Raw genomic sequence first — 15286 nt, forward strand, 5'->3', positions numbered from 1 at the left:
CCGACTCCGTGAGGGGGGTGGGCAGGTGAGAGAAAGGGGCGCACCCGTGTCGCAGCGCATCGCGGGCACCGCGCGTAGTGCCGGACGGCGCCCGGTGCGGCGCTTCAGGCGCCGCGACGTCGCCGTCGTCGGCGCCCTTCTGGGCATGGCCGTCCTGCTGGACGTCGTCGTCGTGTGGGGACCCGCGCTGGCCTCGGTCGGCCTGTCCTTCACGTCCTGGGACGGGCTCGGGGACATCCGCTGGGTGGGCGGTGACAACTACGCGAACCTGGTCCGGGACCATCCGGCGTTCTGGCCCGCCGTCCGCCACAATCTGCTCTGGGTCGCCTTCCTCGGGCTCGTCGCGACGCCTTTCGGGCTCCTCCTCGCGGTCCTCGTCGACCGGGGCGTCCGCTTCAGCCGCTTCTACCAGTCCGTGCTCTACCTGCCCGTCGTGCTGTCGCTCGCCGTCGTCGGATTCATGGCGCAGCTCCTGCTCGGCACCGACCAGGGCGTCGTCAACACGGTCATCGGCGACGGGCGGGACCCCGTGGACTGGCTCGGCGACCCCCGCGTCAACCTGTGGATGATGATGCTGGCCGCGAGCTGGCGGCACACCGGCTACGTGATGATCCTGTACCTGGCCGGGCTGAAGTCCGTCGACCCCACCCTGAAGGAAGCCGCAGCCCTCGACGGCGCGAGCGAACGCCAGACGTTCTTCCACGTCACCCTGCCCGCGCTGCGCCCCGTCAACGTCGTCGTGGGCGTGATCACCGTCATCGAGGCACTGCGCGCCTTCGACATCGTGTACGCGGTGAACAAGGGCCGCAACGGCCTGGAACTGCTCTCCGTCCTCATCACCGACAACATCATCGGCGAGGCCTCCCGCATCGGGTTCGGCTCGGCCATCGCGGTCGTCCTGCTCGGCTTCTCACTGGTGTTCGTCGTCACGTTCCTGGCCCACGAGTGGAGAGGAGCGCACGACACATGACCCCGGAACCGCAGTCCTCCGTCCCGGCCGGCGCCCCGGCGCCGAGCCCCGCGCGCCCCGGGCGCGAGCGGCACCCGCGCCGGGGACGGTACGGCGCGCGCCGGGGACGGCACGGCACACGCCGGGGGCAGTACGGCGTGCACCTCTTCCTCGCGGCGGTGTCCCTGGTGTTCGCGGCCCCGCTGCTGCTCGCCGTCCACGCCAGCCTGCGCCCGTACGAGGAGACCGCGCGGCACGGCTACCTCTCCTGGCCGAAGAAGCTGTCCTTCGCCTACTACCACGAGGCCTACACGTCCTCCGGCATGGGCAGGCACTTCCTCAACACGCTGGTCATCGCCGTGCCCGCGGTGGTCGTCACGCTGTTCCTCGCGGCCTTCGTCGCCTTCGCGGTCGCCCGGCTGCGCCTCCGCGGCGGCCTCGCCCTCCTGATGTTCTTCACGGCGGGCAACCTGCTGCCGCCGCAGGTCCTGGTGACCCCGCTCTACGTCCTGTTCCTGCGCATCGACCTGCCCTGGTGGATGTCCGACTCGATGTCCCTCTACGACTCGTACTGGGCGGTCGTCGTCGTCAACATCGGCTTCCAGCTCGGGTTCTGCGTCTTCGTGCTGGCCCAGTTCATGCGCACGCTGCCCCAGGACATCCTCGAAGCCGCCGTGGTCGACGGGGCCGGTGTGTGGACGCGGTTCTGGCGCATCACCCTGCCGCTCTGCCGCCCCGCGCTCGCGGCCCTGGCCACCCTTGAGTTCACCTGGATCTACAACGACTTCCTCTGGGCCCTCGTCTTCCTCTCGGACCCCGACAAGCTCCCCGTCACGTCCGCCCTCAACAACCTCCGTGGCCAGTTCTTCACCGATCACAACTTGCTCGCGGCGGGCTCCATCCTGGTGGCCCTGCCCACGATCCTGGTCTTCCTGCTCCTGCAGCGGCACTTCGTCGCGGGGCTGACGCTGGGGGCCGGCAAGGGGTGAGCAGCAGCCGAACCCTGTCAGCACCCCGTGCGGCGCGCCTGGTTCTCCCGCCATTCGCGGCCGATCGATCGCATCAGGGCCGGGTACACCCCCAGGTAGCGGAAGGGCTTGATGCCGAGCATGTACAGGGAGCCGAGGCGGCCGTTGGGCTTCACCAGCACGGCCATCTGGCCGCGGTAGCCGCCGTTGCCGTCGGGGACCCAGCCTATGTGCATCACTCCGTGCATGGTCTTGTTGGCGTACTCGGCGGCCCATTCGTCATGGGTCTGGTAGACCGAGGTGAAGGGCGCCGCTCGCAGGTCCGGCCCCTGCGGCCCCTCGCGCAGATCGTCCGGGAGCCGGTCCCGCAGCGACATCACCCGGCCGCCGACGCCCGCGTCAGGCTTGTCCCAGCCGAGCAGCGCGCCGAGCTTCCAGCGCACGGCGAAGAGGAAGCGGCCGACGGGGTTGCCACCGTCGGGACCGCCCTCGCCGTCGGCCATCTGCTGCACCAGGTGGTGCAGATCGTCCGGGCCGCCAGGTGTCGGCAGCACCCACAGGTCCTCCAGCCGGAAGTCGTCGGCGATGTCGTGGATCCGCCAGGGGCGGGACGTGTGGTGGGCCGGGGGGAGGCGTAGATCGCTCATGACGGCTCCTGCCTATACGGTGTCGTATAGATCGAGCATAGACCTGCTTATACGGCGCCGTATACTCGGGTGAGGGTATGTGAGGGGAGACACGACATGGGCGCGATCCGCACGCCTCGCGTCAGGTGGATCGAGGAGGGGCTGCGGGCGCTCGCCGCCGGCGGGCCCGAGGCGGTCCGGGTCGAGGCCCTCGCCCAGGCGCTCGGCGTCAGCAAGGGCGGCTTCTACGGCTACTTCCGCAACCGCGCGGCCCTGCTGGAGGAGATGCTCGACGCCTGGGAGCGCGGGGTGACCGAGGACGTCATCGAACGGATCGACCGCGCCGGCGGGGACGCCCGGGAGCGGCTGGGCCGTCTCTTCGACTACGTGGGATCGGTCGAGACGCCCGTGACCAGTGCGGGGGTCGAGCTCGCGATCCGCGACTGGGCCCGGCGCGACGAGTCCGTCGCGCAGCGCCTGCGCCGGGCCGACAACCGGCGCATGGACTACCTGCGCGAGCTCTACGGGGCCTTCTGCGCCGACGAGGACGATGTCGAGGCCCGCTGCCTGATCACCTTCTCGCTGCGCGTCGGCGACCACCTCATCGCGGCGGACAACGGCCCGCGCAGCCGCACGGAAGTCCTGGCCGCCGTCAGGCACCGGCTGCTGAGCTAGGCGGTTTCCCGCGGAGGGTCGTGACGACCGCGCCCCCACCCGGACGAGTGGGGGCGCGGTCGCGAGCGGGTCAGCTTGCCTGCCGGCCCCTGCCGCGTCGTCCTCCCGACTTGTCGGCCCAGACCTCGGCGGCGGCCAGGTCGACCTCGTCCTGCGACAGGCCGGCCTCCACTGTGATCAGGCCCCGCGTGCCATCCGGGAACGTCGTCTCGCGCATCTCCACGCCCAAGCGTGCGGGTCCGCATTCGCCAGACACATCAACCATCACAACCCTCCCATCCATGGCACACCAGGCCTACCACGGAGCAACCTCCACAGACGGGACCCACGCCGCCGCGTGTCGGCACCCCACGCCCACCCGAGTAGCGCGCGCCCCCTGCCGCGGACGTACGGCCCGACGGGTACGCGCCCCGTCACCCAGGCTGCCGCCGTGGTGGACCGGCCGCCCATGGTCATCGCCCGGCCTGGTTCCGGTCAGGATGGCGGGGTGGCCAGGACGGCCTTGGCGGCCAGCCGGAGATTCCTGATCATGGGATTCGCGTCGCCCTTGCGGCTCACCAGGACGACCTGGCTGGGGGGAGCGCCCTCGATCGGGAGGGTGACGAGGTCGGTCCGCAGTGAGCTGCGCCGATCGCCGACCGGGAGGACGGCGATCGCCCTGCCGCCCGCGACGAGTTCGAGCTTGTCCTCGTAGCTCTCGATCGGCGGCACGCCGGCCCCGAGGATGCGGTAGGAAGCCCAGTCCGCGGTCTCGAACGCGCACGGCGCCGCCTCTTCACCGGCCAGTTCGTCCGCGGTCACCGACGCGCGGTCGGCCCAGCGGTGGCCGCGGGGGACCACGAGCATCCGGGGCTCCTCGTACAGCGGGGTCGTGGACACGTGGTCGGCGGCGAACGGCAACGGGGCCCGCGCGACCAGGGCGTCGACGCGCCCGTCGGACAGCGCGCCGACGTCGCGGCAGCTCAGATGCCGGGTGGCGATCTCGGCGGCCGGGTGACGGTGGCGCAGTTCCCGTACGACGGCGGTGATGACCAGGTCTTCGACGTAGCCGATGGTGAGGCGTTCGGTCCCGGCGTGTTCGCGCACGGCCAGTTCGGCCTGGCGGGCGGCTTGCAGCAGGGCTTGGGCCCGGGGGAGGAACGTCTGGCCGGCCGGGGTGAGCCGGGTGCCCTGGGGGGTGCGGTCCAGCAGTCGTGTGCCGAGGTACCTCTCGAGCCGTTGGATCTGGCGGCTCAGCGCCGGCTGGGCCACGCGCAGGTCGGCGGCGGCCCGGCCGAAGTGCTGGTGCGCCGCGACCACGGTGAAGTAGCGCACCAGCCGCAGGTCCAGGTCCCGTCCGAGGTCATTCACCCTTGCAGCGTACGCGTCATGCCGTAGCGGAATGACCGGTTGCCGAAGGGGTCTTGGACGGCCATGCCCGCCGGGGCCTTGACTGAAGGAGCAACGTTTCTCTGGGAGAGCGGTAGGCGCGATGAAGGCGATCCAGTTCCACGAGGCGGGCGGGCCGGAAGTACTGCGGTACGACGAGGTGCCGGTCCCCGCGATCGGCCCGGGCGAGGTACTCGTCCGGGTGTACGCGGCGGGCGTCAACCCACCGGACCGGTACCTGCGTGAGGGGATGAAGGTCATGCCGGCCGAGATGAGGCCGGTGCTGACGTTCCCCCTCATCCCCGGGACGGACATGTCGGGCGTGGTCCAGGCGGTCGCTCCGGACGTGTCCGGGTTCGCCGTCGGTGACGAGGTCTTCGGCATGCTGCGGTTCCCGGGATTCGACGGCCGGACGTACGCCGAGTACGTGGCCGCGCCGGCTTCCGACCTGGCTCACAAGCCGACCGGTATCGACCACGTCGAGGCGGCCGGTGCGCCGATGGCCCTGCTGACGGCCTGGCAGTACCTGGTCGACCTCGGCCACGACGTGCCGTCTCCCTTCACCGGACGGGTGCACCAGCCGGTGCCGATCACGCCGGGGATGACCGTGCTGGTCAACGGGGCCGCTGGTGGAGTGGGTCACTTCGCGGTGCAACTGGCGAAATGGAAGGGGGCGCACGTCATCGCGGTGGCCTCGAACCGGCACGAACGGTTCCTGCGCGAACTGGGCGCCGACGAGTTCATCGACTACACCACGACACGGGCCGCGGACGTGGTCAGCGGCGTCGACCTGGTGATCGACACCGTCGGCGGCCCGGACAGCTCACGCTTCCTGACCGTGCTCAAGCGCGGAGGCACCATGCTTCCGGTGTTCTTCGCCCAGTACGACCCGGAAGAGACGGCACGTCTGGACATCACCGTCTCGAACACCCAGGTACGTTCCCACGGCCCGCAACTCGCCGAGATCGGGCGCCTCTTCGACGAGGGCGCACTCAAGGTCGGGGTGGACAGCACCTACCCGCTGTCCGAAGCGGTCAGCGCACACACGCGAGCCGCGCAGGGCCACATCCAAGGCAAGATTGTGCTGACCGTGGCCTCCGGCCCCACGGCTGTTGCGTACACGGAGCTGCCGTACCGTCAGATGGCGCGCCACAATGGTGAGTTATGACATCTGGCGAGGACGGGGACCGCAGGGCACTGCGGATCACGCTGGTGGGTGGCGCCGCGGGCGACAGCGACGTCAGGGCGCTGAAGAAGTGGCTGGAGCGGGAGCTCGCCCTGGAGACGTGGGCCGAGCAGGAGAAGCTCCGTATCGAGCTGCGGGCGGACAGGGCGGACAGGGCGGACGGCGCGGATGAGCGCGGCCGTCCGATGGGGGCCGGCCTCGAAATCCTGGTCGTGCTGCTCACCGCCGTGAGCCAGCCCTTCTTCAACGACGTGTACGACAAGGTCAAGAGCGGCGTCCAGGCGTGGCGGGAGAACCGCCGCTCCGTGGAGAGCGGTGACCCGCCCGAGCACCGCATCGAACCGGTCGCGCCCCCCGGTTCCGCCGGACCCCCCGGTTCCGCCGGGCCCCCCGAGGCGACCGACCCGGACGACGACGCGGCCGACAGGGAGTAACCCCGTGGAGCGCTACGACCCGAGGGGGAGGGTGAACCGGGCGCTGCTCGTGGGAGTCTCCGCGTACGAGTACCAGGCGGGCGAGGTCGAGGGCGGGGTGCTCGGCGACCTCGAAGCCGTGGAGAAGAACCTGCCGCTGCTGCGGGACGCCCTGTACGCGGGCGGGATCTTCAACGAAGGGGCCGCCGAAGGGAGCGACGAGGACGAGGTCGTCATGTGCCGGCCCGGCGGCACCGAGGACCTCACCGAAGCCCTGGTGGCCGCGGCCGGGGCCGCCACCGGGCTGCTGCTGTTCTACTTCGCCGGGCACGGCGCCGTCCCGTCGGGCGGCGAGGAGCTCTGGCTGCAGATGCCGAAGGCGCGCACGATCCCGGGAAGCGCCGACGTGTTCCCGGGCGCGACGCGCCTCACGGAGGTCCTGGCCATCCTCGCCAACACCCGGGCCCAGCGCGTGGTCGTCGTCCTGGACTGCTGCTTCGCGGGCAACGGCGCCCGCGTCCTGGAGGCGCTGGAGTACCGGGCCAGGCGGAAGTTCTCGCTGCTGATGAGCGTGCAGGCCGGGCACAGGATCGACGCGGGTGACGACGCCACCCCCACGCCCTTCACCGAGGCCCTCGCCCGGGCGCTGCGTGAGGGCACCGGCGGGCACGGCGGCGACCTGACCCTGGAGGAGCTCGGGCACCTCCTGCGCGAGGAGTTCGCGGAGCGCGGGCTGCTGACCCTGCGCGCGGAGCCCTGGGTTCCGCAGCTCCGCCGGGGCGACGACGGCGTGGACGTGGTCCTCGCCTCCCGGGGCGGCACCTCACCCCACCTGCCGAGCGGCTGGCTCACCTGGGAGCCGTCACCACCGCCTTGGCACCGGAATGCGAAGGTCCGCCGCGCCGCCGTCACCCTCGTCATGGCCGCCCTGCTCGGTACGGCCGGATACCTCGCCGCCGACCGGTCCGGCGAACAGGGCCCCTGCGTCGCCCCCCAGGAGCTGCGCCTCCTCACCGATCCCGACCTGGAGAGCACCGTCAGGGACGCCGCCCACGCCTATCTGACCTCGGAGGCCAACGAGACGGCGGACGGCTGCCCGCGCGCCCTGGTCACCGTCTACGCGGCACGCGCCGCCGACGCCGTCACGGCCTTCCGCGACCGTACGCACGCCTGGCAGAAGCCACCGGGGAACATCACCGAGCGCGGGGGAGCGGACGGGGCCGACGCGACCCCGCGCCCCGAACCCGCCCTGGACCCCCAGCGCGACGTCGGCGCCCAGCCCGACATCTGGATCCCGGCGAGCGGCGCGGACGTCGAGCGGGCCGAGCGGACCGGCGCGGCCGGCGGGTCGGCCGCCGTCGCGGAGCTCGGCAAGCCGTCCGCGCCCCTCGCCCGTTCGCCGATGGTCCTGGCCGTGCCCCGGGGCAGGGGCGAGCCCGCGGGGGAGGAGCGCAAGGGGGAGCTCGGCCGCCTCGTCGAGGCGTTCCGGCAGCGGCTGCCCGGGGGTGAAGTGGCGCGTACGGACCCCGAGTCGGCGGACTCCGGGCTGCTCACCACCGCCGCCCTGTACGCCTCGCGGAAGTCCACCGCGGTCGAGCGCTCCCTGGCCCGGCCGGGCCCGCCGGCGCGTACAGGGCAGGAGCTGTTGTGCGAGCTGCGGCAGGACCGGCAGGCCGACGCCCGTACCGCGGCGCTCGTCCCGGAGTACCTGCTGCGGGCCGGGGTGGACTGCGCGGCCCGTACCCGCCGGCCGCGCGTCGCCGCCTACCCGAGCGACGTGCCGGGACTCGCCCCGGTCTTCGTCAAGGTGACCTGGGACAACGCCGAGGGGGCCAAGGCGGCGCGGGACGACGCCGTCCACGACTTCCGGCGCTGGCTCGCCGGGAGCGAGGGGCAGCGGGTGTTCCGCGGGGACGGCTTCTGGCCCGCGCGGGGCGAGGCGGCGGCCGTGGCGAGCCCGCCGGGGACCGGCGGGGGCACGCTCGGCACCCCCGACCCGGCGCCCGCGACCGCGCGGGCCGACCGCATGGACGAGGCCCTGACCGCCTACCGCCGGGCCACCGGCCCGGGGCGGGTGCTGTTCCTGCTGGACAGCTCGGGCTCGATGAGCGACCTGTGGGAGGGCACCGGGGGCGCCCCCGCCCTGGTCGAGCAGTCCCTGCCCGGGCTCGGCGCGCAGGACGAGTACGGCATCTGGGCGGTGGCCTCGCCGGACGGCGCGCCCCGCCCGTACCGCGCCCTGCTGCCCCTCGGCCGTCGGCCGTCGGCCGCCGCCCAACGGGTGCTCGACAAGGCCGAGGTCATGGACGCGCAGGCCGACCCGTACGCGGCGCTGGGCGCCGCCCTGGACGACCTGGACCGCCGGGGCAAGGGCGCCGACGACCGCCCCCAGTTGATCGTCTTCCTCACCGACGACGAGGACAACGGCCGCGAGGGCGCGCGCGGCACCCTCGACGACGTCCTCGTGTCCGCCGAAGCCAAGGGGGTCCCGGTGCTCATGGTGTCCTTCACCGGCGGCGGCTGCGACCGGGGCACCCCGGACCGGCGCATCGCCGACGCGAGCGGCGGGTCCTGCCTGGACGCCTCGGACGACCTGGCGGCGGGGCTGCGCGACGAGGTCGCCCGCACCGGCCAGGGCGACGCCCCCGCGGCCGCGCCCGAAGGAGGCGACGGAGCATGACCCACCTGTCCCGGCACCGCCCCGGCCGCTGCACGGCCGCGGCCCTGGCGCTGCTCCTGGCCGCGTCGGCCTGCACGGGAGGCGGCGGCGACGGGCGGGCCGACGACGTCTCCGACGGCGCGGCCGACGGCGGCACCATCGTGATCGCCAGCGGCCGCGACGTCACCGGCCGCGGCGGCGTGCGCCAGCAGCTCGTCGACGCCTGGAACGAGCAGCAGCGCCGCAGGAACAGCGGCTACACGGCGCGCCTCGTGGAGCTGCCGGGCACCGCCGACCAGCAGCGCAGCCAGTTGCTCGGCGCGCTCCAGTCGGGCAGCTCCGCCTACGACGTCGTCAACCTGGACGTGACCTGGGTGCCGGAGTTCGCCGCCGCGAAGGCCGTGCGCGAGCTCGATCCCCGGCTCGTGGACGGCGACGTCGTCCCGTCGGTGGCCGCGACGGCCCGCTGGAAGGGCGCGGTGTACGCGGTGCCCTTCAACAGCGACGTGGGGGTGCTCTACTACCGCAAGGACTACGTGCGCGCGGCCGGGGTCCGGCAGTCCGACGGCGCCGCCCGGGCGAAGGACTGGGACGATTTCAAGGGCCTGATCGAGACCGTCGACAAGGCGGAGGAGGACGACCTGCTCCCGGCCGCGTACGAGAAGGGCTGGACCACTCAGCTCGACGCGTACGAGGGCCTGACCGTCAACGGCGTCGAGGCCTTCGCCTCCGCCGGCGCGGGGGTCGCCGACCTCGTGGACGGCAAGGGCGCCTATGACGGTACGGTGTCCCAACTGGAGGAGGGGCTCGCGGAGTTGCGGTCCCGCGCGGCCGGCGCCTACACCTTCGACGGCGTCCAGGACTCCGACGAGGCCCGCTCCCTGGCCGACTTCACCTCCGGCCGCACGGCGTTCCTGCGCCACTGGCCCTACGCGTACGGCACCCTCCACCAGATCCTCCCGAAGGGTGCCCTGGGCGTGACGGCGCTGCCGGGCAAGGCGGTGCTCGGCGGCCAGAACCTCGCCGTGGCCCGCACCTCCCGGCACCGGAAGGCCATCCTCGACGACCTGGTCGCGTACCTCACCGGCAAGGAGAGCGAACGCTGCCTGCTGGAGGCGGGGTTCGCGGCCACGCGCGCGTCGGCGTACACCAAGGACCCGCCCATGCTGTGCACCGTGGCGCGGCCCTCTCCCTCCGGCGGGCCGTCCGGTTCGGGCGAGGCCGCCGACCAGATGCCCCGGGAGCCGGACGGCCGGCCGGAGTACGCCGCCCCCGTGCTGCTGCCCGCGCTGAAGGCGGCGGTCCAACGCCCCCGCACCCAGCTCTACGGGGTGTTCACCCAGGTCTTCAGCGCCGAACTGCACAAGCTGTTCGGGGACAACCCGCGGAGCGTGGGCGAGGTGGCGAAGCGCCTGGACGAGACGCTGCGCAGAGCGCTGCCCGAGCGCGACTGAGGCGGGCCCGGGAGCACATCGACCGCCGTCCGCCTCCGCCGGGCCCCGGGCGACCGCCGCTGCCACCGCTTCCGGCCGCGCCCGCCCCGTCTGCCAGACTGCTGAGGTGATGATCAGATGCGCGCGCGAGCAGGACTTCCCCGGCCTTCTCGGCCTGGCGGCCGAGGTCGAGCACTGGTTCGGCCCGATGGTGGGGGTCCCCGCCTTCCACGAGGCGGTGGAGGAGCACATCCGCCGGTCCACGGCGCTCATCGCCGTCTCGGGGCCGGACGTCGTCGGCGGCCTGCTGTTCGGCAGTGAGCCGCCGGTCCACCACGTCGACTGGCTCGTCGTCTCGCAGCGGGCGCGCGGGACGGGCGTCGGCCGCGCGCTCCTCGCGGACGCGGTCGACAGGTTCGTGCGGGGCCCGGGCACCATCGAGGTCGTCACCTTCGGCGCCGACCACCCCGGCGCCGTCACCAGCGGTGCCCGCGTCTTCTACGAGCGCCTGGGCTTCACCCCGGCCGAGGCCGCGGCCCCGGGCCCCGAAGGCGGTTCACGGCAGGTCTACCGCCGGGCCGTCGCCTGAGACGGGCGCCGCGGCCCCTGCCGGCTGCCGCGCGTCGGCGCCCTGGGACGGCTGCTTGAAGACCTCGTACACCGCCAGGTAGTTGTGGTCGCCGTACCCCTGGGCGACCGCGCGTTCGGCGACCTCCTGCATCAGGCGCGGCAGGTCGGTGTGGACGCCCTGCTCCGCGCTGGTGCGGGTGATGTGTTCCAGGGCGTTCACGTTCATCACCAGCGTGCCGAGGTCGCCGGGGTAGTGGGCGCTGTCCATGGCGGGCGCGTACTGGGCGAGCATCGGCCGCAGGACGCCGGGCACGAACCAGTCGAGCGCGAGCCGCGAGAAGTCCGCCGCGGACACCCCCGCCGAGCCCACCAGGGCCGAGGCGTGCAGGAAGCCGTTGGCGGTCGCGTACATCAGGTGCAGCAGCGCCGTGTTGTGGAGCACCGCGAGGGTCGCGTCCTCGCCGAGGTGGCGGGGGTCGCCCAGGCCCGCCAGCGTGTCCCGGTGCTCCTCGAACACGGTGCGGTCGCCGCTGTACAGGAAGACCGCGTCCGGCCGCCCGACGAGCTGCGGCGGCACCATGACGGCGCCGTCGAGATAGGCCAGGCCGCGAGCGGCGGCCCAGTCCACCGCCGCGCGCGCCTCCCGCGGCGTACCGGAGTTGAGGTTCACCAGGGTCCGGCCCGCGAGGGCGTCCCCCGCCGGGTCGAAGACCTCGTACATGGTGTCGTAGGTGTTGAGGCACATCAGGGTGACCGGGCTCGCGGCGAGTGCGTCCGCCACGCTCCCGGCGAGCCGGGCGCCTCGGGCGACCAGGTCCGCGGCGCGCTCCGGGGTGCGGTTCCAGACGGTCGTGGGGTGGCCCTTGGCCAGGAGGGTCTCGGCGAGGGCGAGGCCCATGGGGCCCAGGCCGACGACGGTGACGGGCGCTGCGGGGCGTGCGTCCGCGGCGGAGACCGCCGCTGATTCTTGGTTCGTCATGCGCCTTAGACTGCTCTCTCACATCGGTGTGAGAGTCAATCGGTGCGGGAGTCGACGGGACGTGGTGGTGATCACATGCGCATGGGCGAGTTCTCCCGGCGGACCGGCGTGAGCCAGCGGCTGCTGCGCTACTACGAGGAGCAGGGGCTGCTCGCCCCCGCGCGGCGGCCCAGCGGGTACCGCGAGTACACGGAGGAGGACGTGACCACCGTGCGCGGCATCCGCGTGCTGCTGGCCGCCGGGCTCAACACCGCCACCATCGCCGAACTCCTGCCCTGCATGGTCGACGACGGCGGGACGCTCGCGCCCGCCTGCTCGGGCATGCTGCCGGACCTCGCCAGGGAGCGGGACCGCATCGACGAGGCCGTCGCCGGGCTCCTCGCCGCCCGCGCGCGCCTGGACGAGATCATCGACGCGACGGTGCCGGAGGCGCTCGCGGAGCCGGGCACCTGTCACGCCGCGCCCGTGTCGAGCGCTCCGTGACGTGAGTGGCTCATTTCGCGTGGGGGGCGGGGGTGTGCCACGGTGGGTGGACAGCCCGGAGTGCCGGGTGGGACGTCCGCAGTCGTAGGGAGAGGAGCCCGCATGTCCTCGAAGCGCCGCCGCAAGAAGAAGGCCCGCCGCAAGCACGGGGCCAACCACGGGAAGCGGCCGCAGTCCTGACGACCACGGCCGGGGCGGCCCGGACCGGTGTCCGGGCCGCCCCGGCCATGGCGCACGTCCCCCGCGCGGCGCCCCTCTGCCGGGCCGGCCTGCGACCGGGGTTCCGCCTCCACCCCGTCCGCACCCGCCGTGTTCCGGACACGGCGTGCCGCCGACACGCTCCATGGACACGTGCCACCGCGGCGCACGCAGCACCACGGAGGTCCGGTATCGGCCAGGGCCCGTCAGGCCCCGCGCCGGACTCCCGGGCCCTGGCGCCCCAGCGCCTCGTCGACCGTGGCCACCGGCGCCAGCGTCGCCCGCAGGCCGGTGATGCTCATCATGTGCAGCGCCATGCGGTTGGTGCACACCACCCGCAGTCGCGCGCCGCGTGCCGTCACACGGCGCCACGCCCGCATGAGCAGGGTCAGGCAGGAGCAGTCGATGAACGTCGCGTACGTCAGATCGATCACGACGGTACGGGCGTCGCCGGAGGTCACCGGGTCGAGGACGGGGGCCGCCCGCTGGTGACCCACGAGGTCGATCTCGCCGCGCAGTTCCACCACGACGCCGTCCCCGCACTCGTACACCCGAGGCGGTGAGTCGGGAGCCGCGAGCGCCACGTCGCGGAGCTCTTCCTGATGCACTAGTCCCCCCAGGGCAGGGCCCGGGCCGGTTCACGACCGGGGCGGTGCGGTGAAGCAACCGGATGAGGAGGTCACCAGGGGCCGGGGTGCCTGACGGATCACGCTAGCGGGCGGGGGCCCGTTATGCCGTGCGGGAACGATTCACGGGAGGGTGCTGCCACTCTTTGGGGCGAAGTTGCCGCAAGGGACTTGACAGGATATGGCGCCTTTTGGTCTGGCGGCGGCCGTGCTCGGCGGCGGCTGGTTTCCGTGGCACCGTTTGGCGGGCAAGCCACTGGGGGTCAACAGAAGAGGGGGAAACGTGATCGTCTGGATCAATGGGGCATCCGGTGCGGGCAAGGCCACCGCCGCGCGGGAACTGGTCGAACTGATCCCGAACAGCACGCTGTTCGACCCCGAGGTCATCGGTGACGCCCTGCCGGATCTGCTGCCCGCCAAGCACCTCGCCGAGGTGGGCGACTACCAGGACCTGCCGATCTGGCGGCGCCTCGTGGTCGACACGGCGGCCGGGCTGCTCGCGGAGCTCGGCGGGGTCCTGGTGGTGCCGATGACACTGCTGCGGCAGGAGTACCGCGACGAGATCTTCGGCGGCCTCGCCTCACGCAGGATAGCGATACGCCACATCCTGCTCGCTCCGGACGAAACGATCCTGCGCGCACGCGTGGCCGCACGCGACGCGCCCCCGGACCCGCGCGACGGCGAACCCCGCGTGCCCGCCTGGCCGTTCGACCCCATCGAGCCCTACCACGCCGCGCTCGCCTCCTGGCTGGGCGCCGACACCCACCGCGTCGACACCACCTCCCTCACCCCGTACGAGACGGCCGAGCGCATCGCGGAGGCCGTGCGCACCGGCGCCGCCCCCGCCTGCGACATCGTGCAGACCCCCGAGCCCACCGCGGAGACGCTCGCCGCGGGCGTGCTGCTCTTCGACGAGCAGGACCGGGTGCTCCTGGTCGACCCGACGTACAAGCCCGGCTGGGAGTTCCCCGGCGGTGTCGTCGAACGGGGTGAGGCGCCCGCGCGCGCCGGGGTGCGCGAGGTCGCCGAGGAGACCGGCATCCACCTCACCGGAACCCCCCGGCTCCTGGTCGCCGACTGGGAGCCGCCCCGGCCGCCCGGGTACGGCGGCATGCGCCTGCTCTTCGACGGCGGCGTCCTCCACGGCGCCGACGCGCGGCGCCTCCTGCTGCCCGGCCCCGAACTGCGCGAGTGGCGCTTCGTCACCGAGGAGGAGGCGGCCCGGCTGCTGCCGCCGATGCGCTACGTGCGGCTGCGCTGGGCGCTGCGGGCGCGGCAGCGGGGCGCGCCGCTGTACCTGGAGGCGGGCGAGCCGGTCGGCTCCTAGGCGGTCGCGTACCGCACGGCCGCCGCGCGCAGCGCCGTCGCCGCGTCCGCGCGGACCGGGTCGCCGTGACCGAAGCACGCCGTGTCCGTCTCCAGCGCCGCGAGCCGCCGGAACGACGCTACGGCCTGCTCCTTGTCCTGGTTGAACACGCCGAGGAGCACCCCCGTCTCCGGTGTGTGCGCGACGGCGTCGCCGGTGAACAGGACGCCGTGCTCCGGCAGGTGCAGGCCGATGCTGCCCCGCGTGTGCCCCGGCGCGCCGACGACGTGCGCGCCCCCGCCGAAGGGCAGTACGTCGCCGTCCGTGACCTCCTGGAGCTCGGCGGCGTACACGTGCTGCTCCGTGGGGGTCGGCACGGCCTGCGTCACCGTCTCGAAGAGCGGCACCTCCCAGTCCTCCAGCACCGCGGCGGGGCCCGGCACCTCGCCGCGCACCATGGGCGCGTCGAGGTGGTGGGCGAACACGGTGGCACCGGTCAGCTCCGCGAACTCGCCCGCGCCGCCCGAGTGGTCGCCGTGGAAGTGCGTGAGCACGACGCGCCGTACGTCACCGGGGCGCAGCCCGAGCTGCGTGACCGCGTCCACCAGGGCGGGTCCGGAGCCGGGCGGTCCGGCGTCGACGAGGGTCAGCTCGTCGCCGTCGCGCCACAGATACGCCTGGCCGACGGGGAAGCGGAAGAGGTGCAGACGGGGCCGGAGTTCGACGATCTCTATCGGGTTCATGCGGTGACCGTACGAACCTGATCGGCCGGGAGGCGAGGGTGCTTCGCCGGGGGCGTACGGGTTCTGCCCGCGGCAGAGGCGGCCATCGGGCGGGGGGCCCGCCC

Annotated in this window: 17 protein-coding genes; 11 read left to right on the forward strand and 6 right to left on the reverse strand. The window is 73.3% G+C overall.

Translation table 11 applies throughout. The features are described 5' to 3' along the window. Positions 1-46 precede the first annotated feature (46 nt). The gene (locus tag IE330_RS23590) at positions 47-970 is read left to right on the forward strand and encodes a carbohydrate ABC transporter permease (protein ID WP_229925866.1); all 924 of its coding nucleotides are present in this window, start codon (positions 47-49) and stop codon (positions 968-970) included. Beyond that, a complete protein-coding gene (locus IE330_RS23595; protein WP_190138095.1) occupies positions 967-1938 on the forward strand; it encodes a carbohydrate ABC transporter permease in 972 nt (323 codons plus the stop codon). Before IE330_RS23590 ends, IE330_RS23595 begins: the two co-directional genes overlap by 4 nt. A gap of 17 nt (positions 1939-1955) precedes the next feature. On the opposite strand, the gene IE330_RS23600 is transcribed toward IE330_RS23595, so the two are convergent. Then, entirely contained in the window at positions 1956-2564 is a 609-nt protein-coding gene (locus IE330_RS23600; RefSeq protein WP_190138096.1) for a DUF2867 domain-containing protein, read from the reverse strand. A 96-nt stretch (positions 2565-2660) separates the two neighbouring features. On the opposite strand from IE330_RS23600, the gene IE330_RS23605 reads away from it, so the two are divergent. Further along, on the forward strand, positions 2661-3218 hold the full coding sequence (locus IE330_RS23605; protein WP_190138097.1) for a TetR/AcrR family transcriptional regulator: 558 nt from the start codon (positions 2661-2663) through the stop codon (positions 3216-3218). Between the two features lie 70 nt (positions 3219-3288). Here IE330_RS23605 and IE330_RS23610 read toward each other — a convergent pair whose 3' ends face one another. Both IE330_RS23610 and IE330_RS23615 read right to left on the reverse strand, forming a co-directional pair. Beyond that, positions 3289-3441: a hypothetical protein gene (locus IE330_RS23610; protein ID WP_190138113.1), complete on the reverse strand. Its 153-nt coding sequence runs from the start codon at positions 3439-3441 to the stop codon at positions 3289-3291. 251 nt (positions 3442-3692) lie between these two features. Beyond that, positions 3693-4568 carry a LysR family transcriptional regulator gene (locus IE330_RS23615; protein ID WP_190138098.1) on the reverse strand — a complete coding sequence of 292 codons (876 nt, stop codon included), beginning with the start codon at positions 4566-4568 and terminating at the stop codon, positions 3693-3695. Positions 4569-4689: 121 nt separating this feature from the next. Between IE330_RS23615 and IE330_RS23620 the strand changes: the two genes are divergently transcribed. From IE330_RS23620 to IE330_RS23640, 5 genes are all read left to right on the forward strand, one after another. Further along, complete coding sequence (locus tag IE330_RS23620; RefSeq protein WP_229925867.1) at positions 4690-5754, forward strand: NADP-dependent oxidoreductase; 1065 nt, start codon at positions 4690-4692, stop codon at positions 5752-5754. Beyond that, positions 5751-6206, forward strand: coding sequence for a hypothetical protein (locus IE330_RS23625; protein ID WP_190138099.1), 456 nt, complete (start codon positions 5751-5753; stop codon positions 6204-6206). Before IE330_RS23620 ends, IE330_RS23625 begins: the two co-directional genes overlap by 4 nt. 4 nt (positions 6207-6210) lie before the next feature. After that, positions 6211-8865 carry a vWA domain-containing protein gene (locus IE330_RS23630; protein WP_229925868.1) on the forward strand — a complete coding sequence of 885 codons (2655 nt, stop codon included), beginning with the start codon at positions 6211-6213 and terminating at the stop codon, positions 8863-8865. Then, positions 8862-10298 (forward strand): extracellular solute-binding protein, encoded by a 1437-nt coding sequence (locus IE330_RS23635; protein ID WP_190138100.1) that lies wholly within the window; start codon positions 8862-8864, stop codon positions 10296-10298. Before IE330_RS23630 ends, IE330_RS23635 begins: the two co-directional genes overlap by 4 nt. Before the next feature lie 109 nt (positions 10299-10407). Further along, positions 10408-10866: a GNAT family N-acetyltransferase gene (locus tag IE330_RS23640; RefSeq protein ID WP_373314713.1), complete on the forward strand. Its 459-nt coding sequence runs from the start codon at positions 10408-10410 to the stop codon at positions 10864-10866. Here the strand turns inward: IE330_RS23640 and IE330_RS23645 are convergent. Next, entirely contained in the window at positions 10834-11826 is a 993-nt protein-coding gene (locus tag IE330_RS23645) for an NAD(P)-dependent oxidoreductase (protein ID WP_190138102.1), read from the reverse strand. The two genes, IE330_RS23640 and IE330_RS23645, sit on opposite strands and share 33 nt — an antisense overlap. Positions 11827-11901: 75 nt before the next feature. Between IE330_RS23645 and IE330_RS23650 the strand changes: the two genes are divergently transcribed. Both IE330_RS23650 and IE330_RS40075 read left to right on the forward strand, forming a co-directional pair. Beyond that, positions 11902-12309 carry a MerR family transcriptional regulator gene (locus tag IE330_RS23650; RefSeq protein ID WP_190138103.1) on the forward strand — a complete coding sequence of 136 codons (408 nt, stop codon included), beginning with the start codon at positions 11902-11904 and terminating at the stop codon, positions 12307-12309. Positions 12310-12411: 102 nt separating this feature from the next. Further along, positions 12412-12489: a 50S ribosomal protein bL37 gene (locus tag IE330_RS40075; RefSeq protein ID WP_373314714.1), complete on the forward strand. Its 78-nt coding sequence runs from the start codon at positions 12412-12414 to the stop codon at positions 12487-12489. A 224-nt stretch (positions 12490-12713) separates the two neighbouring features. On the opposite strand, the gene IE330_RS23655 is transcribed toward IE330_RS40075, so the two are convergent. Then, entirely contained in the window at positions 12714-13115 is a 402-nt protein-coding gene (locus tag IE330_RS23655; RefSeq protein WP_190138104.1) for an STAS domain-containing protein, read from the reverse strand. A gap of 301 nt (positions 13116-13416) precedes the next feature. Here IE330_RS23655 and IE330_RS39910 point away from each other — a divergent pair, with 301 nt between their 5' ends. Beyond that, positions 13417-14460, forward strand: coding sequence for an NUDIX hydrolase (locus tag IE330_RS39910; protein ID WP_308439040.1), 1044 nt, complete (start codon positions 13417-13419; stop codon positions 14458-14460). Here the strand turns inward: IE330_RS39910 and IE330_RS23665 are convergent. After that, positions 14457-15173 (reverse strand): MBL fold metallo-hydrolase, encoded by a 717-nt coding sequence (locus IE330_RS23665; protein WP_190138112.1) that lies wholly within the window; start codon positions 15171-15173, stop codon positions 14457-14459. The genes IE330_RS39910 and IE330_RS23665 overlap by 4 nt on opposite strands. Between the last annotated feature and the right edge of the window lie 113 nt (positions 15174-15286).

The sequence above is a fragment of the Streptomyces longispororuber genome, from assembly GCF_014656095.1.
In the GTDB taxonomy this organism is placed as follows: Bacteria; Actinomycetota; Actinomycetes; order Streptomycetales; family Streptomycetaceae; genus Streptomyces; species Streptomyces longispororuber.